Annotated in this window: 14 protein-coding genes; 1 reads left to right on the top strand and 13 read right to left on the bottom strand. The window is 52.5% G+C overall.

Going from position 1 to position 20,121, the window contains the following annotated elements; genetic code table 11:
• Positions 1-145: 145 nt before the first annotated feature.
• From BLQ36_RS12220 to cysK, 6 genes are all read right to left on the bottom strand, one after another.
• Complete coding sequence (locus BLQ36_RS12220; protein ID WP_074515851.1) at positions 146-940, bottom strand: polysaccharide biosynthesis/export family protein; 795 nt, start codon at positions 938-940, stop codon at positions 146-148.
• 106 nt (positions 941-1,046) lie between these two features.
• Complete coding sequence (locus tag BLQ36_RS12215; protein WP_074515850.1) at positions 1,047-1,988, bottom strand: AEC family transporter; 942 nt, start codon at positions 1,986-1,988, stop codon at positions 1,047-1,049.
• Positions 1,989-2,007: 19 nt separating this feature from the next.
• Complete coding sequence (locus BLQ36_RS12210) at positions 2,008-3,459, bottom strand: TrkH family potassium uptake protein (protein ID WP_074515849.1); 1,452 nt, start codon at positions 3,457-3,459, stop codon at positions 2,008-2,010.
• 4 nt (positions 3,460-3,463) lie between these two features.
• Positions 3,464-4,939, bottom strand: coding sequence for a TrkH family potassium uptake protein (locus BLQ36_RS12205; protein ID WP_081342357.1), 1,476 nt, complete (start codon positions 4,937-4,939; stop codon positions 3,464-3,466).
• Between the two features lies 1 nt (position 4,940).
• On the bottom strand, positions 4,941-6,293 hold the full coding sequence (gene trkA / locus BLQ36_RS12200) for a Trk system potassium transporter TrkA (RefSeq protein ID WP_074515848.1): 1,353 nt from the start codon (positions 6,291-6,293) through the stop codon (positions 4,941-4,943).
• Positions 6,294-7,042: 749 nt separating this feature from the next.
• Positions 7,043-7,975, bottom strand: a complete 933-nt coding sequence (gene cysK, locus BLQ36_RS12195; RefSeq protein WP_074515847.1) for a cysteine synthase A — start codon at positions 7,973-7,975, stop codon at positions 7,043-7,045.
• Positions 7,976-8,178: 203 nt separating this feature from the next.
• Here cysK and BLQ36_RS12190 point away from each other — a divergent pair, with 203 nt between their 5' ends.
• The gene (locus BLQ36_RS12190; RefSeq protein ID WP_074515846.1) at positions 8,179-8,622 is read left to right on the top strand and encodes an RrF2 family transcriptional regulator; all 444 of its coding nucleotides are present in this window, start codon (positions 8,179-8,181) and stop codon (positions 8,620-8,622) included.
• Between the two features lie 646 nt (positions 8,623-9,268).
• On the opposite strand, the gene BLQ36_RS12180 is transcribed toward BLQ36_RS12190, so the two are convergent.
• The 7 genes from BLQ36_RS12180 to BLQ36_RS12150 all read right to left on the bottom strand — a co-directional run bounded on the left by BLQ36_RS12180 (position 9,269) and on the right by BLQ36_RS12150 (position 20,108).
• Positions 9,269-10,723 (bottom strand): glycoside hydrolase family 32 protein, encoded by a 1,455-nt coding sequence (locus BLQ36_RS12180; RefSeq protein ID WP_074515844.1) that lies wholly within the window; start codon positions 10,721-10,723, stop codon positions 9,269-9,271.
• A 66-nt stretch (positions 10,724-10,789) separates the two neighbouring features.
• Positions 10,790-12,634, bottom strand: a complete 1,845-nt coding sequence (locus BLQ36_RS12175; RefSeq protein WP_074515843.1) for a glucose PTS transporter subunit IIA — start codon at positions 12,632-12,634, stop codon at positions 10,790-10,792.
• Between the two features lie 740 nt (positions 12,635-13,374).
• Positions 13,375-14,703: a replicative DNA helicase gene (gene dnaB, locus BLQ36_RS12170; protein ID WP_033171251.1), complete on the bottom strand. Its 1,329-nt coding sequence runs from the start codon at positions 14,701-14,703 to the stop codon at positions 13,375-13,377.
• A 30-nt stretch (positions 14,704-14,733) separates the two neighbouring features.
• The gene (lonC, locus tag BLQ36_RS12165) at positions 14,734-16,704 is read right to left on the bottom strand and encodes a Lon family ATP-dependent protease (protein WP_074515842.1); all 1,971 of its coding nucleotides are present in this window, start codon (positions 16,702-16,704) and stop codon (positions 14,734-14,736) included.
• 5 nt (positions 16,705-16,709) lie between these two features.
• Positions 16,710-17,153: a 50S ribosomal protein L9 gene (gene rplI / locus BLQ36_RS12160; RefSeq protein WP_074515841.1), complete on the bottom strand. Its 444-nt coding sequence runs from the start codon at positions 17,151-17,153 to the stop codon at positions 16,710-16,712.
• Complete coding sequence (locus tag BLQ36_RS12155; RefSeq protein WP_074515840.1) at positions 17,125-19,134, bottom strand: DHH family phosphoesterase; 2,010 nt, start codon at positions 19,132-19,134, stop codon at positions 17,125-17,127. Before BLQ36_RS12155 ends, rplI begins: the two co-directional genes overlap by 29 nt.
• Before the next feature lie 11 nt (positions 19,135-19,145).
• A complete protein-coding gene (locus BLQ36_RS12150) occupies positions 19,146-20,108 on the bottom strand; it encodes a YybS family protein (protein WP_074515839.1) in 963 nt (320 codons plus the stop codon).
• Positions 20,109-20,121 lie beyond the last annotated feature (13 nt).

Genomic DNA, 20,121 nt, shown 5'->3' with positions numbered 1-20,121 from the left:
AAAACATCTCCCGCGTAGTGTTGGCACTGCCCCTAGCGGCGGCGAAGAGCTGCTTCGAATAAGGTTCCACGAACCGATAAACTGTAATTTGCGCAACAAAAAACCGCCGGTTCTTTACAAACCAGCGGTTCCTGTTGAACCCCGATTAATCGGTCAAATTCTTATATAATGCCCAAGCACTGACATACGGCAATACGTCCTCGTTCCAGCGAATACCGTTGGATTTCGGCACATAGACGATATCGCCATCCTGCAAGACGACATTTTGCGTCAGGTCATGACGTTTTACATACGTTTTCATATTCAGCTGCGTATAGTACATCGTGTCATCGATAACGCGCAGTACCTGCACCCGCGTGCTGCGGCCGCGTTTCGTGAAGCCGCCCGCCGAAGTGATGGCTGCATAGGCATTGAGGCTATCGATATCCAATTCCTGAATGCCCGGTTTTTCCACCTCGCCCATAACGTAAATCTTGCGCTTGCCATAGTTCTTAACCGATACCGACATGCTGGGGATGCGGAGGTATTCGGAAAGCTTGCTCTGAATGAGCTCTTTTGCTTCATTGAGAGTCAGGCCAGCCAATTTCACATTGCCGATATAAGGAATTGCCGCGCGGCCATCCGGGCCAATCAGCAAATCATTCGAACTGCTAGAGCTGCTAGAGCTGCTAGAGCTAATGGAACCATTGACCGTTGAATATCCCAGCCCCTCCGGGAAGCCGACGATATTCAACGAAATAACATCGTATTTCGTCAACCGGTATTCCCCCGTCAGCTGGCCGCTGCCAAGGCCCGCCGTGCGGAATACATCGTCCGATTCTACATATTTCTGCTGCTCTTCTGCCTGAGCTGCCTGCTCCTGTGCAGCCATAGCCAGTGCCATGCCGCCAAACAGGATGCTTGCAACCACAGCCACACCGCATACAATTGCTCTTTTCACTCGCGGACACTCCTTCTAAATCAACCAGTCAAACCAGGTCTTTCATTCAAAATCACACTATCCTAATTATATCGGACCAGCTGGATACCGTCAACTTAACCCATCCTTAGAACAGGCCCAAGGACTTTAAGGCAAACACCCAGCCAAAAAGCGTCAAACAGGAAAGAGCACTGGTATAGACGACGCAGTTCCCTGCCAAATCCGCATCACTTCCCATCTGCTGTGCCATGGCAAAGCTGGCCACCGCGCAGGGGGAAGCAAAAATCGCCGTGAGGGTGATGAGCTCCATGCCCCGGAATCCCAGATAAATGGCTAGGCCAATCATAACCGCTGGCACTAGGATAAGGCGTACTGCCACGCAGGCCACCAACTGTTTCACATGGGCGTGGAAGCTGCTGCCCTTAAAGGATGCCCCCAGAATAATCAGCGCCACCGGCGTCGTCGCCGCCGCCACCTGTTTGATGGGCTTTAGTACCGGTGCTGGCACCGGTACCCCCACCAGCAGGAATACCACCGCGGCAATCGCGCCGAGAATCATCGGATTTTTCAGCACCCCCAGTAAAATCCCCGGCAGATAGAACCGGCCGCCCCGAAAAGTCTCCAGCACAAACACCGCCACCACATTGTAAATCGGCACAACGATGGCAATCATCATCGTCGGCAGAGCCAGCTGGTCCTCGCCGAAAATATTGCTCACCAGGGGAATCCCCATCAAAACGAAATTACTGCGGAAAATCGCCTGGATCATCGCGCCGCGCCGCTTATTGCTCGGCTCGAATTTGCAGACAAAGAGCGTGGCCAGCAAAAATACCGCAATGACCCCTAGGCCGCCAAACAGCATGAGTCCCGGACGGAACGTCTTGGACAAATCCGTCGTATAGATGTTATAGAACATCATGCAGAAGAAAAAGACGCGGAACACCATGCGGTTCGTATGAACCAGTTCCTCGTCCGTCAGCATTTTCGTCCGCTTGACGAACACGCCGATAAGAATCAGGCAAAACATCGGCACGACTGCACCAATGGCCACAAACAAATTACTCAGCACAAAAAAATCCCCTTCCCATTTACCAACGGTTTCCCTTTTGCCAGAAATCTGGCGACAGCATGATCAGCAGGGTAAACATCTCCAAACGCCCCAAGAGCATGGCCACACAGAGGATGCTCTTGGCAAAGACCGACAAACCGGCATAGGTGCAAGTCGCTCCCGCCACCCCAAAGGCCGGCCCCACGCTGCCCATGACCGTGATGCTTATCCCCAGTGAGTCGAATACCGGCAGCCCGTCAGCCGTCAGCAGCAAAGCCCAAAATACAATGAACAGGATATACAGGAAAAAGAACTGCCCCACGCGAAGCAGGGTTTCTTCATCCACCTTACTGCCATTCATATGGACTTCCACCACCCGGCGCGGCGACAACTTCTGGTGCACCACCGCCCAGGCATTTTTCACCAGCAAAACCATACGGCTCACCTTCATGCCGCCAGCCGTCGAACCAGCACAGCCACCGCATATCATCAGTAGCAGCAGGATTCCCTTGGAGAACCCCGGCCACTGGTCAAAATCTGCCGAAACGAACCCCGTAGTCGAAATGGAACCCACTTGGAAACTGGCATAGCGAAAGGCCTCAAAGGGATTTACATCCATAGAACAAACGAGATTGGCGGTAATCAGCAGCATGGCCGCAATCTCTATGCCGATATAAGCCTTGAACTCCGAATTGTGACGGATCACCCCAGGTCCCTTGCGCCAAACCCGGTAATAGAGGCCAAAATTGCCCCCGGCCAAAATCATGAAAAACGTCATCCAGGCTTCCAGGGGAATATTGTCAAAATGCATGGCATTATCGTCATAAGTGGAAAAGCCGCCGGTACCTATGGTGCTCATGGCATGGGTTACCGCATCGTAGAGCGACAGGCCGCAAAAGCAGTAAACCACCATCGCAATCACGGTAAACATCATATACATCTGGAACAAGGCCTTGGTCATATCCCGCAACCGCGGCAGGACGCGTTCCCGGGTGGGACCAGTCGTCTCCGCATTATACATGTAGACCGTGCTCTGCCCCGTCTGGGGCAGCAAGGCAATAAAGATGACGATAATCCCCAAGCCGCCGAACCAATGGGTCATCATACGCCAGAACAAAATACTAGGGGGAATGACCGACAAATTTTCCATGACAGTTGCCCCGGTTCCCGTAAACCCGGAAATGCTTTCAAACCAGGCATCGAGAACACCGAGATAGCCGCCGCAGACAAAGGGCAGCATACCCAGGGACGTTGCCATTATCCAGCCAATCCCCGTGATGGCAATGCCCTCGCGCATGGTCAGATGTTCCACCCGCACCCGTCCGTTGCTGAGCAAAACCATGCCCACGGACGCGCAAAGGCCCAAAGCCACGGCAAATCCCTGGATGCTCGCCTCACCATTGTACAGGGCCATAAAAAAGGGAATAAGCATGATAATCGTCTCGGCAATTACCAGTCTTCCCAGAATATAACAGACTATTTTCAAATCCATAGTTTCACCACTTCTGGTGGAGCATCCGCACGCCCACATCGATCAAAATCAAAAAGGAAAAAATTTCGACACGTCCGATAATCATCAGCAAACTGCAAACAAATTTCCCCCAATCAGGCAAAAAGGCCAAACTGCCGATGCCAAAGAGCGCCGCCGTGGAACCTGTACTGGTCAGGCAGCCCGCAGCGATTCCCATGGAGGGCAAAAGGCCCAGACCCGTAATGGAAATCAGCAGGGAAAAGACCGTAAAAATCAGCACATATAAAAAGAAAAAGGCCAAAATGCGACCCACAATCTTCGCCGCCACTGGCAAGCCATCCATCTTGACGCTGACCACCATATGGGGATGCAGGGTCCGATGAATCTCCGCCCGGGCCATCCGCAACAGAACCAAAATGCGGACTACCTTCAGGCCGCCACCAGCCGAACCGATACAGCCGCCCACAAAGACCAGCAGGAATAACACATACCGGTCAAAATCCGGCCAATACCAAAAACTTGCCGAGGCAAAGCCGCTGGTGGACAAGAAGGATATCGCCTGGAAAAAACCATAACGGATACTGCCGGCCCCACCATAGCACTGCATGAGATACAAATGCAGGGAAATCATGCTGCCTGCCAACAGGAAAATCAGCAAAAAAGCGCGCAGTTCCGTGTCTTTCCAGAGAAGCCAGAAACTTTTACGGTTCCAGACCTTCCAGCAAAGCAATAGATTCATACCCGAAATCACCATGGCCAGCACAGCGGCCAGTTCCAACCAGACATTGTCGTAGAACATAAAGGATGCCACCGAACTGCCGCCACTGGAGGAAATCGTCAGCATGGACTGCAACAGGGCATCAAAGGGAGACAAGCCCGCCAACCAGAAAAGCATCGCAGCCAGCAAAGTCAAACCGGAATACACGCTGACCCCCTGATTGACCGATTGGCTCATGCGGTTCCAAACGGGGCTGAAAAAAATCGTCTGCCGCGCCGAAAGCGTTAAGCCAAAACAACCGCTGACCTGAGGCAGTACCGTAACCAATACGGACACAAAGGTAAGCCCGCCCAGCCAGCTCATCAGCGTATGCCATAAAAGCAAAGAGCGCGGCAACCCCGCGCGGTCAAACGGCAGACACGAAAGCCCCGTCGTTGTAAGGGACGAGATGCTCTCGAAAAAGGCTGAAAACCAGTTGGGCAGCAATCCGGAACTATAATAGGGCATCAGTCCAATCATCCCCATAAAGGGCCAGACCAACACCATAAAGAGTGCTCCCTCACGAATGGTAAGCTGGCGCATGTGGTCCTGCCCCATCCACATCATGAAGACGCCCAAAAACAGGGCAAAACTGGCCGGCATCAAAAACAGCCAAGCCTCTGGCTCCTGCCAGAACAAGGCCACCACCGCCGGAACCAGCATCGCCAGCCCCAAAATGGAGGACGTGCGCCCCATCAGCAGCCAGAACAGCTCCCAGCCGCTTCCTTTTTCCATCAGTGCCATATCAGTCCCTGCCCTTGAAATACTGAATAACCTTCTGCGAGAATTTCGTCTGGATAAACAGGATCGTCCGGTCACCAGGCTGCAGTACCGTATTACCATTCGGGATAACTGCCTCACCATCGCGAACGTAAGCGCAGACCAGACACTCCCGGGGCAGCTTGACGTCCATCAGGCGTTTCCCCGCCACCGGAGCTCCTTGTTGCACAATAACTTCCACGGCCTCAGCTTTGGCGCCTTCCAGCAGCGATACCGATACAACGCCGCCACGGCGGGCAAAGGCCAACACCTCACTGGCCGAGAGCAGGCGCGCCGACAGAACGATATCGACACCCACCTTCTCCATGAGCTCCACATATTCATTGCGGGCAACGCGAACAACGGTCTTGGTCTTGTTGCCCGACAAATGCCGCGATAACAGGGCCAACATCAGATTGAGCTTATCATCTTCCGTCAGGCAGACCACCACGTCGGCCTCAGCTACTCCCTCTTCCGTGAGCAAATCGATATCCGTACCATCGCCGCAAATGGCGATGCCGTTTTCCAGCAGGCCAGCCATCAGCCGGCAGCGCTCGTGGTCCTTATCGATGACCTTTACATGGACATCCTGCTTATCGAACATCGTCGCCAAGGCCCTTCCGGCACGGCCAGCACCGATGATAACCACGCGGTGAAGCTTGCGGGCATCGCGCTGGACAAAACTCTGGCTGAACTTCTCAATCTCCTCCGGAATGCCGATGAAATAGGCATTATCATGAGGCAGCAGGCAGTCATCACCATGAGGGATAATCATGCGGTGATCCCGGAAAATCATGCCGGCCAGCACGCCCTTCGGCAACTGGATATCCCTGAGGGGAACCCGGGCCAGCGGCGATTTGCGCTGAACCTTCGTCTCGAATAAGCGGATTTTGCCATGGGCGAAATCCTCCACATCAAGGGCCGCCGGCGTCATCAAAATGCGGTTGATTTCGTTAGCGGTAATGAGCTCTGGGTTCAGCATCAAATCAATGTCGAAGTTGTCCTTGAGATAGTCCTTGGCCTCACTCATGAACTGCATATCGCGAATTCGGGCAATCGTATGCTTGATGCCATGCTTCTTCGCCAAAATACAGCTGACCATATTGACTTCGTCACTGGCAGTCACAGCAATAAGGATATCCGAGTCTCGGATATCCGGGTCGTTCATGGTAATCGGGCTGGCGCCATTGGCCGCAATGGTGAGCACGTCCAGCGTGTTCTTAGCTGCTTCCAGCTGACTCTCATCCTGGTCCACAACGACCACATCAAATTGTTCCTTTGACAACAGCTCGGCAATGCTATACCCCAGCTTACCGGCACCTACCACTACGATGCGCAACTTGCTCCCCCTCTGCCTCTATAAATAAAAGAAATTTCATAAATCATTACGGGGCTATTATAACATAAATCACACCATCTGACGAACACGCCCCAGCCCCTAACGCCACATCGAAACCAGTGGAAAATTACAGTTTATCGGTTAGCGGAGCCTCATTCGAAGCAGCTCTTCGCCGCCGCTGGGGGCAGTGCCAACACTACGCGGGAGATGTTTTCCTAAACGAAATTTTTATCTTTAATTAAGCATCGAAAAAGTTGCAAAACGCGCTTCGCTTGAACGGTAGCAATTTTTCGACGAGAAGTGAGGATAAAAATTTCGTTCTTCACGGAAAACATCAAACGCTTCGTTTATGGCACTGTCCCTAGCGGCGGCTGAGGATGTGGCGAGTTTCGCAGGGCTCCCCCCTCCGAGGGTGCAGCAATTCGTGCCGGCTTTAACCTAGGCGGCGGGGGCCCCAGTACCATAAGCGTAGCCTTGACGTTCCGCGTGAAGCAAGAAATTTTTGCCTGCGTTCTCGTTGGAAAAGCAGTTTCGTCCAAGCGAAGCGCGTTTAACTGTTTTCCAACTCTTAATTAAAAGGCAAAAATTTCTTGTAGCGGGTTGTCACCGGTGGAGCGTTGGTACTGGGGCCCCCGCCGCCGGCGACTTATCTCGAACACGAACTGGGTACTACTCCCCTGCAAACTGTAATTTGACAATAAAAATCCGCTGCCTTAAGGCTTAAGGCAGCGGACGTTACTCTTCTATATTTATTCTGCAAACAGCTCCGTGGAAAGATAGCGGTCACCCGTATCTGGCAGCAGCACGACAATATTCTTGCCTTCATATTCCGGGCGTTTTGCCAGCTGTACCGCAGCTGCCAGCGCCGCACCGGAGGAAATGCCTACCAAAATGCCCTCACTGTGGGAGAACTGGCGGCCATACTGGAACGAATCCTCATTGGCGATGGCAATGACTTCATCATAAACAGTCGTGTCCAGTGTATCCGGCACGAAACCCGCACCAATACCCTGAATCTTATGGGGGCCAGCCTGGCCCTTCGACAAAACCGGGCTCGTAGCCGGCTCCACGGCTACAATATGGACATCCTGTTTCTGCTTCTTCAGATAGCGGGCTACGCCCGTCAGCGTACCGCCCGTACCGACACCAGCCACGAACGCATCAACCTTGCCATCGGCATCATTCCAGATTTCCGGACCAGTAGTTGCCTCATGGGCAGCTGGATTAGCCTGGTTCGTGAACTGCGCGGGGATAAAGGAATGAGGCGTCGTCTTTGCCAGTTCCTCAGCCTTGTCAATGGCCCCCTTCATGCCTTTGGAACCATCCGTCAGGACAATCTGGGCACCATATGCCTTCAAAAGATTGCGGCGTTCCACGCTCATGGTTTCCGGCATCGTGAGGATAGCCTTATAGCCGCGAGCTGCTGCCACACTGGCCAGGCCAATTCCCGTGTTGCCGGAAGTTGGCTCTATGATAACCGAATCCTTCGTAAGCTTGCCATCTTTTTCCGCCTGTTCAATCATCGCCTTGGCGATGCGGTCCTTGACCGATCCAGCCGGATTGAAATACTCAAGCTTCACCAAAAGATTGGCCTTCAAATCATTCGCTTTGATAAAGTTATTGGCTTTAAGCAGCGGCGTGCCGCCAATCAATTCTGTTACGCTATTGTAAATATTACCCATTAGAAAACGCCTCCACTTCATAAATCAGCTTCAAGTAAAAACATATATGATTAATATGTTTACATATTAACACAGTTTTCATTTTTTGTCAATGTTTCCGCCTTGACTTTTTCCGCTATTTTCACTATCATATACTATACAAGCATAACATATCATCTATATATGTATAACCACTGAGCATTTTCGGAAACGAGGTATATTATATGAAGATTTCTGCCAAAGGACGCTATGGTCTCGCTGCTATGACCTATTTAGCTCGCAATTACGCTTCGGGCTCCCCCGTTACCATCATCAGCATTTCGGAAAAACTCGGCATCTCCAAGATTTATTTAGAGCAGGTTTTCTCGCTTTTAAAACGCGCTAATCTGGTCAATTCCATCAAAGGTTCCCAGGGCGGTTACCAGCTGGCTCGTGAACCGCGCGCTATCAGTGCCTACGATATTCTTTCTTCGATTGAACTATCCCTAATGGAAAAAGCAGCCCCAGCCTCGGACAAGATGCCAGAGCTTAACCGTGCCCTTGCCACCAAGGTCTTTACGCCGCTGGATGATAACATCAAAGATACCCTGTCCAATGTCCGCCTGGACGATATCCTGACAGCACTTGATGCCCAAAAAGACGCCGACAGCCTGATGTATTTCATCTAAAAAAACTAAAATTTAAAGACTGTGCTTGAGCAAAAATGTCTTTTGTATACACGAAAAACGCCGTAATCTTTCAGAAAACGGCGTTTTTTCGTTTATTCCCATTATAGACTGGTAATAATTCCATGAAATGCAGGACTTTTCGGGTAATAAGCACCATACGCCGCTTCACAAACAAAATAATCCATAGTATAATGCTAATTATGTTGTTGAAGGATAACCCCTATCCATCCCATCGCTAACAACCAAAGATGCTGTCATGCAGGCTCCCCCTGCAGGGTCTTACCCGGACCTGACAGTTGTACGGATGTATTGTTGGAGGTGTTTCCCCATGTTCATTGATAACGTCCGCGTTATCATCGCTAAAGGACCGTTTTCTGCGGAAGATGCGCATTTCTATATAAAACAGATTAAGAAAACATCGAGGTTCCCCCTTAAGAAAATCGTGTTTACCTGTTCTGGCTCGTATCTTGATATCCGATACTCGTTTGATTCAATCCCCTTTGAGCGAATTCGTCGGATTCCATTAGCGTCCTCAACGGAGGAACGTGCAGTAAACAACTAATCCCCTTTGAAATCCGGCTTTGACCGGTTTTCTGACATGAATAAGCCCCTGAAACCAATGGTTTCAGGGGCTTATTCATATAGGTCACGAATTCAGCTGATATTTATACGAATCCAATTCCCAAACCGTGCCCATTATGGCTTTTAGCGGGCTGTCGCTCCGAACCTCCAGCTCCGGCTGGATATTCTTTTCGGGGAACACCAGCAGACTTGCTACTTCCTCGCCATGCTGGAAGAAGACCTCCACGGCCGCCTTATCGACAAAGAGCTGCAGCGACAGCTTCTGGTCAACAAACAGCTTGAACACCCGCTTTCCGCGGCCGCCTTTCTTCATGCCCTCACGGTCAATGGTCATGGTCTGCTGCTCTCGGTCATAACTGAATACCAGCTTTTCCAAACCATAATGCAAAACACAGGATAGGATTTTTGCCTCCCCCAGCTCCAATTCCAACAAGATTTCCGAACCACCAAAGAGGGGCTGGCGCAGTGACGATACCGAGGAAGCCTCCAGTTGAGTAGCCGACTCCTTTACCCGAAGGTCCCGCAGCTCCCGGGCTGGCCGCGAATAGATATGCCCCTGGCGAAGCCGCAATTCCCTGGGCATAGTCAAACTGTACATCCACCCCTGCTCTTTCGAGGGATAATCCTCATCCTTATCGGGCATTCCCATCCAGCCAATCAACAGATGACGGCCTTCATGCTCGAACACCTGCGGGGCATAAAAATCAAAGCCCCGATCCAGTTCCTGGAATTTCGTATGCTGCATCATATCCATGCTGTCCAAGGACAGATGGCCGGCAATATAGCCTGCCTGATAGATGTTCTGACGGTCATAAGCCCGGGCAGAAAGTCCCTGGGGGCAGAAAATCATTACATCGTAACTGCCAAACTGCAAGAGATTGGGGCATTCCCACATATAGCCGAAATCCCCCAGCCGCGTGTGTATCTCACCGAGATTTTTCCACTTTTCCGCCACTTCTTCATAGATAAGGGCCGTTCCCTTTTCATCCTCTTCCCGCTGAGCGCCGATTATGAGATAGCGGCGGCCATGGCGGGTGAACAGGAAGGGGTCCCGGAAATGTCCGGTGATTTTCTCCGGATGGTCCGGAATGATAATTTCATCCTTGCGCACACTGCCATCCGTCTGGAGGGTACCGAACCGCTGCGCCGGAATCCGGACGCCATCCTCCTTGCGGTTGCAGGTGTAGAGTACCCGCAGCTCTCCCTCCTCCGAAACGCCGCAGCCAGAATAACAGCCGTCTTTGTCATGAACATCATCCGGCCACAGGGAAAGCTCCGGCATTGTGTAATGAATGAAATCCCGGGTCTTTACATGGGCCCAGCATTTATTCTTATGCTCACAGCCCAGCGGATTCCACTGGTAAAAGATATGATACGCCCCATTGTGGTAGGTCAGGCCGTTGGGGTCGTTGATAAGACCAAACGGCATTTCCAAATGGAAGCGGTTATGCCAACGGTGCTCAAGGGGGAATCCCTGTGCCAGCTTGGCGTCGATAGCTTTTTTATCGAAATTCTCCATAACGAATCTCCCTTTTCCGACACGGAAAGCCTTCCCCATACGGGGAAGGCCTTTTCAATTACTTCTTTATTCTTCCGGTGTGAACAACGTAAAGGTCAGGCCGAAGGCAATGCCAAAGCCGATGGCATTTACGAGGATGTATTCCAGCAGATGGTCAAGGTACAAGAGCGTACCCGGCAGAACCGTGATGCCCATGCCCGTACCAGCAAGATGCAGGAAACTTGCCACACCGCCAGCGAAAGCACCGCCAACTAAGGCATAGAGGAAGGGCTTCATGAAGCGCAGGTTAATACCGAAGATTGCCGGCTCCGTAATCCCCAGGAAAGCCGGAACGGCCGAGGAAATGTAGAGGGCGCGTTTCTTCTTGTCCTTCGTCTTGAGGGCAACAGCCACAGCAGCACCACCCTGAGCAACGATAGCACCTGTGATGATGGCGTTGAATGGGTCAACACCAGTCGTAGCCAGCAGCTGAACTTCCAGGGCGTTGAATACATGATGAACACCGAATACGACGATGACTTGCTGCAGACCGCCGACAATGAAACCGCCAATGCCCATAGGCATCTGCAGGAAGGCCGAAACAGCACCAAAGATAGTCGTCTCCAGCGAATGCATAATGGGTCCAATGATGATAAGACCAAGAATCATCGAAACAAACAGCGTGATAAACGGCGTAACGATAAGGTCGATAATATCCGGAACGATGGACTTCAGGGCCTTCTGGAGTTTTGCCGCAAAAATACCGAGAACCAGTGCCGGCAGAACTGACCCCTGATAGCCGACGATACCAATCGTCATGCCAAAGATATCCATAGGAATCGGCTTGACGTCACCACCGGCAACTGCCCAGGCATTTGGCAGCTGCGGACCAACCAGCATAAGGCCGAGAACCAGTCCGATGACCGGCGTGCCGCCGAAACGCTTCATGGTGGACCAGCAGACCAGCGCCGGCAGGAAGATGAAGGCCGTATCCGTCAAAATCTGGGACAGCAGCAGCACATTGGGACTGAACTGAACCCCCAGACTCTGGGCCGCACCGCGCAGTCCCATGAAAAGACCGGTTGCAACGAGAACCGGGATAATCGGTACAAAGACGTCGCCTAAAGTACGGGAAATCTTCTGAATCGGCGTCATCTGTGCATAGGCTTCTTCCTTGTTGCTGACACCACTGAAGTTCGTGCCCTTTACGAATTCATCAAAAACCTTGTCGACAAAGCCCGTTCCCAGGATAATCTGGTACTGGGCAGCTGCGAAGAACTGACCTTTGACCCCGTCGATATTCTCGATAGCCTTTTCGTCAATCTTGGATTTATCGTTGATGATAAGGCGCAGACGCGTCGCACAATGCTCTGCATTGCGGACGTTTTCCATGCCACCAACGTATTTTTCGATGAGCTTTGCCACCCGGACTTCCTTCGGGAGGTTTGCGTATTCGCTATCATCCGTCACTGCGGCAGCCGTCTCACCATTGTTCGCCGAGGAGGTAATTTCCTTATCGCCAAGGGCAATCGTCACCTGGCCAAATTCCGCCGCATTTGTCACGAGAACCGGTGTCGTCGTATCGTACCCAGCCTGCTTGATGGCCTCCGCATCAAATTCCAGTAGCAGCTGGCCTTTCTTGACGGTATCCCCCTGGGCGACCTTCGCCTCAAAGTGCTCGCCACCCAATTTAACGGTATCAAGGCCAACATGGATCAGGATATCTGCCCCATCCACCGAATGAATGCCAATGGCGTGTTTCGTATCGAACAGCACCGTAATTTCGCCGTCTACCGGCGAATACACTTTGCCATCCGGATTCACTACACCTGCCCCAAGGCCCATAGCCCCGCCAGCAAATGCCGGGTCCTTAACTTCCTTCAGTTCCACCAGCTGACCATTCAGCGGGCTGTCCAGACGGATGTCTTTCATTATGATACCTCCCAAAATTCCCAAAACATAAAGCTCTTCTTGTTATAATCACTCTTGTGAGACCGATTTCATATTTATAGTCTACTTTGTGGAACTGGTTTTGTCAAGAGGAAATCACACAAAACAAGTGAAAATCCGTAAATCGGGCAGAAATAATCAGAAACAGTCAGATACATTAACTACGGCGGCCAACACCCCAAAAGCCTCCCCCCTCTGTACTACAAATTCCCATTTATCGAGTAGTTCGTAAGGTCGTGTTCGCGGCAAATCGCCGGCGGCGGGGGATACAGTACCAACGCTTCACCGGTGACAACCCGCTACAAGAAATTTTTGCCTTTTAATTAAGAGTTGGAAAACAGTTAAGCGCGCTTCGCTTGGACGAAACTGCTTTTCCAACGAGAACGCAGGCAAAAATTTCTTGCTTCACGCGGAACGTCAAGGCTCCGCTTATGGTACTGTATCCCCCGCCGCCTAGGTTAGAGCCGTCACAGAACTGCCTTCCCCTCTGGGGAAGGTGCCCCCGTCAGGGGCGGATGAGGTGGCACCTTAAGCTATTATGCTTATCGTAATGCGTATAAAAATTTCGTTTAGGAAAACATCTTGGCGGAGTGTTGGCACTGTCCCTGGTGGCGGCGAAGCGCTGCTTCGAATCGGGAAACGCGAAATAACGAACGGACAAATGGGAATATAACCAAAAACCCTTTGACTTGTTGAGCCAAAGGGTTTAGTCTTTATGAAATTTACTGAACCAGCAAATCGCGGAACTTCGTGTACTCCTTTTGGAAGAACAGCTGGATGCTGTCAACGGGACCATTACGATGTTTTGCGACGATGATTTCCGTAATATTTTTGTTTTCCGTATCCTTATCGTAGTAATCTTCACGATAAAGGAACATGACGATATCCGCGTCCTGCTCCAGGGAACCGGACTCACGCAAATCTGAGAGCATCGGCTTCTTGACCTGCCGGCTCTCAACGGAGCGGGAAAGCTGGGAAAGTGCGATGACCGGCACGTCAAGCTCACGGGCCAAAGCCTTGAGGGAACGGGAAATCTCCGAGATTTCCTGCTGACGGTTGTCGCTGTTCTTGCTGGCGCGGCCCTGCATCAACTGCAGATAGTCGATGATGATGAGGTCGAGGCCATGCTCGGCCTTTAGGCGGCGGGCCTTAGAACGCAGGTCCATGACCGTGATACCCGCCGTATCGTCAATAAAGATAGGCGCGCGGCTGAGCCGGTCTGCCGTCTCTACGAGCTTATTCCACTCGCCTTCGTCCAGCTGTCCCGTGCGCAGACGCGTGGCATCAATACCGCCCTCGGAGCACATCATGCGCTGCATGAGCTGCTCCTTACTCATTTCCAAGGAGAAGAACGCAACCTTGCAGTCGTGAAGGCCGCAGTAGGCGGCAATATTAAGGGTAAAGGCCGTCTTACCCATGGACGGACGGGCTGCCACTAAAATAAGATCGGATTTCTGCAAGCCAGAGGTCAGTTTATCCAAATCCTTAAAGCCCGAGCTAATACCCGTAAGACCGCCCTTGGACTCATAGAGCACATTGATGCGCTCGAAGGTTCGCATGACGATGCTTTTCATGGATTCAAAAGCGCCGCCGTTCTGACGATTGGCTACGGCCAAAATGCTCTTTTCTGCCTCATCCATGATATTTTCCACGGAATCTGTATCCTCGTAGGCGGCACTGGCAATTTTCGTCGCCGCGTTGATGAGGTTGCGAAGTTCCGCTTTTTCCTTGACGATTTTCGCATGATAGCCCACATTGGCTGCCGTTGGCACAGCATTGGCCAACTGCGTGATAAAGGGCAGGCCGCCGATTTTCTCCAGCTGCTCGCTCTTGCGCAACTGCTCCGTCAAGGTGACGAGGTCAACCGCCTCGTCATTGCCCGATAGTTCCAGCATCGCTTCATAGACGATGCGATGGGCTTCGCGGTAAAAGTCATCCGGCTGCAGGATCTCCTGCACCTCGATGATGGCTTCTTTCTTTATGAGCATCGCTCCCAGAACAGCCTGCTCGGCTTCGATATTCTGAGGAGGGACGCGTTCTGGTAATGCCATTTCTATATCCTTTCCAGGCATGCTAAAAGCTTATTCGTCTTCGAATAGGATAGCAAATGCCTCGTCTGCCGTTTCTACCGCATGGATTTCCAGCCCCAGGTGTTCCTTGGGAATATCCTTGCTGTTTTCCTTCGGGATAATCAAGGTCTTGATCCCCGCCTGCTTGGCGCCATAGGCTTTTTCAAAGACACCACCCACGGGGCGCACTCGGCCCTGCAGGGAAATCTCGCCGGTCACCGCCACATTCTGCTTGATTTTGCGGCCAGTAATAGCACTGGTGAGCACCGCCAGGATAGCCGTGCCCGCACTGGGGCCGTCAATATTACCGCCGCCAATTACATTGATATGGACGTCGTAGTCATGGATATCCTTGCCCGTCAGCCGCCGCATGACCGACGCCGCATTGAACACGGAATCCTTGGCCATGGAGCCTGCCGTCTCATTGAAGCGGACGGTGCCCTTGCCCTTTTCATGGGCCTCAAAGGCCACGGCCTCGATCTCGATGACCGAACCCAAAAAGCCCGATACGCCAAGGCCGAAGATATGACCGGTCAAAGCCTTATCCGAGGCCTTCTTGGTCACGAATTGATAGAGCCGGCTGACCTGGGCCACTTCGTAGATATCCGCCTTGGTAATGGAAACTTCCGGGCCTTCGCCGCTGGCGATTTTCTCCACGGGAACCTCATCGGCAGCCCCACATTTTTCCAAGGCCAAGCTGTAGGCATCGGCCAGGATATTGATAGCCTTACGGCCTTCAATGGTATACTCACTAATGAGGCCCGCCACGCCCTCATCCATGGATACATGGAGCTTGGCGGCCGCATTGGTCACGATTTCCTCGATATGACGCGGAGTCAGCGGCTCGAAATAAATCTCGGCACAGCGGGAACGCAGGGCCGGATTGATATGGCCGGCATCGCGGGTCGTAGCGCCAATCAGCACGAAGTCAGCCGGTGCCCCCTCTTCAAAGAGTTTATGGATATACGGCGGAACCTTTTCATCCGTCGGGTCATAATAGGCCGATTCAAAGAAGGCCCGCTTATCCTCCAGGACCTTTAGCAGCTTATTCTGCAGCATTTCATCCATCTCACCGATTTCATCGATGAACAGGATGCCGCCATGGGCGTCGGTAACCAGCCCCGGTTTAGGCTCTGGGATGCCGCCATCCGCCAGATTGCGCTGGGCGCCCTGATAGATGGGGTCATGAACCGACCCCAGCAGCGGATTGGTCATATCCCGCGGGTCCCAGCGAAGGGTCGTGCCATCGGTCTCCACGAATGGTGCTTCCTCCCGAAACGGCGAGGCGGCTTTTTTCTTAGCGGCCTCGAGCACCAGCCGCGCCGCCGTTGTCTTGCCGACGCCCGGCGGGCCATAGAGCAGCAAATGCTGGGGATACGGTGAGCTTAATTTTGCCATCAACGATTTTACCGCCCGTTCCTGGCCAACGATTTCCGAAAAGTCCTGGGGCCGCAACAATTCCATAATAGACTGGGTCAGATGAACGGCTTCCAGCTCCTCGAGCTTTTCCCGTTTCTTCCGGTCCTGAGGAGACTCAGCCCCGGGCTTTTCCTCTTTGATGACCTGCTTGCGGATATCGTTAAGATATTCCTGGTGCTCCTTTTCCAGTTTTTCCGAAACCTTCTTCTCGATGTGGTCCTCCACATTGCGGCGGGCCACCAAGTCTGCCGTCCGTTCCGACAGCAGTTCCATGACCTTCGGCAGATCTGCTTCCTTCGGCGCTGGTGAAATCAGCGGGTCCTCTTCGAGGATGCGCTGCAGGGCCAGTACTCGGTCACAGCGGTTTTCGGAACGCATGAGCTGCAAAGCCTTCATTTTACCGGCTTTAATTACGAGCTTTTCCGTTCCCATCACATCCACCAGCACCGCATAGAGGGCTTCGATTTCCCGGTCGACGGGCTGTTGTTCCTGACGAACAGGAGCAGGCATAGCCTGCTCCTCATTTTTCTTGAATTTGCGAAATAGATTCTTGAAGAAGTTCATAACAATCAGCCAGCAACCACGTTAATCTTGATTTTGCTCGTAATGGAAGGATGAACCTTTATAACAGCCTCATAAACGCCTTCGCCCGTCACTTCACCCTGGATGGCGATTTTGCGCTTGTCGATATCGATGTTGGACTGTTTAAGAGCTGCTGCAACATCCTTGCCCGTTACCGAGCCGAAGAGCTTGCCGCCCTCGCCGATTTTAACGGGAATCGTTACGGAAACCTTTTCGAGCTGGGCAGCCATGAGTTTTGCCTCGTCCGTGGCCATGGCGTCTTTGCGGGCTTTGGAGCCAGCCTGAGCCTTAGCTACATTCATATTTTCCGCCGTGGCCAGCACTGCTGCCTTTTTCGGCAGCAGGAAGTTGCGGCCATAGCCTTCCGATACCTCGACGATATCGCCTTTTTTACCCAGTTTTTTAACGTCCTGCTGAAGGATTACTTTCATCTTGATCATTCTCCTCTATATAGTTCTTACTGATTTCAATTACCTTGGCCTTGATTTCCTCAATGTCGCCGTCTTTGACCTGGGCACCAGCCACATTCTGATGGCCGCCGCCGCCAAAGGCCTCCATGATGACCTGTACATTCATGTCACCGGTGGAACGGGCACTGATGCCCACCGTATTATTGGGCAGGCGGAACACCACAATGCTCATGCGGACATTTTCAATGCGCAGCAGCGAATCTGCTGCCTGGGCCGCAATGACCTGAATGTTGTTCAGTTCCTCGGGAATGCAGGAGACGATGAGGCCCCCTTCATAGAGTTCCGACCGAGCCTTAGTCCGAGCCAAGGCCACCGTCGTATCGTAATCGGAACGGAACAAATGGCGAACCATAACCGGGTCAGCACCACTGCGGCGAAGATAAGCCGCCGCATCAAAGGTACGCACGCCAGTCTGAACGGCAAAATTCTTCGTATCCACCACGATACCGGAATAAAGTGCCGTCGCATCAAGCCGGGAAAGCATCAAATCATCACTGAAATACATCAAAAGCTCCGTCACCAATTCACTGGTGGAGCTGGCTGCGGGCTCAATGTAGACCAGCAGCGGATTTTTAATAAAGTGTTCGCTGCGACGATGATGGTCGATGACCACCACCTGAGGTATGCGCTCTAACAGGGACGAATCCGCCACCAAATGGGGGATATGGGTATCCACCACAATGAGCACCGGATTGAGGGCCGTCATGGTGGTGAGGTCGTCAGCACGCACGAAGATGCCTTCGTACTCCTCCTTGCCCTGGAGCAAATCAGCAAACTTATCAATGCCCTCATTCATCTCCGACAACACGATGTGAACCGGCTTTTCCAGCTGCCGCGCCATTTTGGCCATCCCCATGGCCGCGCCGAAGCAGTCGAAGTCCTCGTTGTGGTGACCCATGATGAAAACCTCATCGGCCCCTTCCATGATTTCACGGATGGCATGGGCAACCACCCGGGCCTTGACACGGGTGTGCTTTTCCACGGCCTTGGTCCGGCCGCCAAAGAACTGAGTCTTGCCGCCAATATCCACCGCCACCTGGTCGCCACCACGGCCCAAAGCCAAGTCGAGGCCAGCCTGCGCCTGGGCACCGAGTTCAGCCATGGTCTGGTTGTCTGCTACGGCCACACCCATGGAGAGGGTAACCGGCAGACGGTTGCTGCTCTGCAGCTGGCGAACCTTGTCTAAGACATCGAAGCGTTCACTGATGGCCAAATCCAACCCCTCTCGGTTTAAAACCACCAGATAAAGGTCATCGGAAACCCGGCGCATAAAACCGCCTAGATTCTTCATCCACTTATCCAAGGCCTGATTGACCGCCAGCAGCAGTGCCGTGCGCTCTGCCTCGGTCTGGCCCTGCATGACTTCATCGTAATTATCAATCTGGATGTAAACCAGAACGGTACGGCTCTGCTGATAGGTAGAGCGCAGGGTTTCGTGGGTCGTGACATCCTGCACATAAAGGGACATCAGCTGTTGCTGATGAGGCGCCATCTTCACCGGACGATAACGCACTTGAAAGTACTTATCCTCATGGGCGAAGACGTATTCCCCTTCCTGTCCCCAAATGGGCGTAATGATGATACCTGGCCAGATATCCTTAATATCCGTATCCATTTCCGGCTGACTGCCCATATACTGGGCAACCCGGGAATTGGTCCACTGGATGCGCCCATCCTCCGTCACAATCAGAACCGCCTGGGGCAGCTCCTCCACCGCATAATTGACCATTTCCTTGATATTCTGCACCACATTACGGCAATAGCGGTCAAACCGCTTGGAGCGGTCGGCACAGCGCTCTCTGGCAAAGGAAGCCAAAGACAGCCACACCACCCCCGCAATCGCAGCGATATAACGGTTATAGTAAGATAAAACCCCAATCAGGACCAGCATAATCAGCAGATGGATAGTCAAATCAATCCAGGCTGAAAGATTTCGCGGCATTGCGCCTCACCTCATTTCTCACCTCGCGCCGCAAACCGGCGGCGATAGTCAAAAAGCATGTCAAAAAGCCCGGTCAAGGCTACCAGCTGGGTCAAAAAACCACTGGTAATAATGATAACGATAATAAGAATCCGGGCTACGGTTGCCAGCTTATAATGCCGCATAACACAATGGGTAAGTGCCAAGCCCTGGATGAGTCCGGCAAAGATTGCCACCATATTGGCATTGATGGAAATCTGATAGAGCAGTTGGATATCCCGCGTTCCTCCCCAATAAATGCCAACCAGGGCAAAACCGAACAGATACAGAAAAAAGGAAGGCAGACGCCATTCGGCAAAGGGCGGAAGCCCCTCAACGGATTCTCCCAGCCGCCGAAGCACCCGGGTTCCCAGCAGATAGCTGACTACCGTATCGGAAAGCCCCATCATCAGAACCACCAACGGCATCAGCAGCTGGAGCAGCATCAGGCTGTCCTCCATTTCCTGATGGGCCTTGGCCAGCTTGTCCGCATCGATTCCCATGCTTTCATACATCTGGAAGACCGCCTCAAAGGATGTCCGTATGGAATCGATATCCATAGCCAGCGGATTGACGGCGGTAATGGCAAATATCAAAGCCAAGGCCGCCAGCTTGCCGACCAGCGAGGCCAGAAAGGCAGCACCAAAGGCCTTGGCACTGGACCAATGCCGCCGGAAGCCAATCCCTAAAAGGAGCCCCGCCGGAGCAAAGGCCAGCACCATGCGCAGGGACATTATCGGTTCAATCAAAAACGCCATACAGACGCCAGACACCAATACTGCCATAATGCCCCAGCGGATACCATGCCGTACCACCAGTACCAGAATTGGCAACGCCCAGATAAGTGCCGCCACCATCCCCAGTACCGGCAAATAAACAGCAAGCATAGCCAAAACCACAGTCATCGCTGCCAACAAGCCGCTCTCCGCCATGGGGGTGATTCTATGTTGAGTCATATTGTCATCCTTT

The sequence above is a fragment of the Selenomonas sp. WCT3 genome (genome assembly GCA_900100835.1).
GTDB lineage: Bacteria > Bacillota > Negativicutes > Selenomonadales > Selenomonadaceae > Selenomonas_A > Selenomonas_A ruminantium_E.
The sequence above is the reverse complement of the archived record's forward strand: the minus strand, read 5'-3'. Positions and strand labels throughout refer to the sequence as shown.

What these genes read in the sequence shown, in the direction of transcription:
- BLQ36_RS12210 (WP_074515849.1), bottom strand. Translation starts at nt 3,459, where the DNA reads ATGGATTTGAAAATAGTCTGTTATATTCTGGGAAGACTGGTAATTGCC.
- BLQ36_RS12205 (WP_081342357.1), bottom strand. Translation starts at nt 4,939, where the DNA reads ATGGCACTGATGGAAAAAGGAAGCGGCTGGGAGCTGTTCTGGCTGCTG.
- cysK (WP_074515847.1), bottom strand. Translation starts at nt 7,975, where the DNA reads ATGGGTAATATTTACAATAGCGTAACAGAATTGATTGGCGGCACGCCG.
- BLQ36_RS12190 (WP_074515846.1), top strand. Translation starts at nt 8,179, where the DNA reads ATGAAGATTTCTGCCAAAGGACGCTATGGTCTCGCTGCTATGACCTAT.
- BLQ36_RS12180 (WP_074515844.1), bottom strand. Translation starts at nt 10,723, where the DNA reads ATGGAGAATTTCGATAAAAAAGCTATCGACGCCAAGCTGGCACAGGGA.
- BLQ36_RS12175 (WP_074515843.1), bottom strand. Translation starts at nt 12,634, where the DNA reads ATGAAAGACATCCGTCTGGACAGCCCGCTGAATGGTCAGCTGGTGGAA.
- dnaB (WP_033171251.1), bottom strand. Translation starts at nt 14,703, where the DNA reads ATGGCATTACCAGAACGCGTCCCTCCTCAGAATATCGAAGCCGAGCAG.
- lonC (WP_074515842.1), bottom strand. Translation starts at nt 16,704, where the DNA reads ATGAACTTCTTCAAGAATCTATTTCGCAAATTCAAGAAAAATGAGGAG.
- rplI (WP_074515841.1), bottom strand. Translation starts at nt 17,153, where the DNA reads ATGAAAGTAATCCTTCAGCAGGACGTTAAAAAACTGGGTAAAAAAGGC.
- BLQ36_RS12155 (WP_074515840.1), bottom strand. Translation starts at nt 19,134, where the DNA reads ATGCCGCGAAATCTTTCAGCCTGGATTGATTTGACTATCCATCTGCTG.
- BLQ36_RS12150 (WP_074515839.1), bottom strand. Translation starts at nt 20,108, where the DNA reads ATGACTCAACATAGAATCACCCCCATGGCGGAGAGCGGCTTGTTGGCA.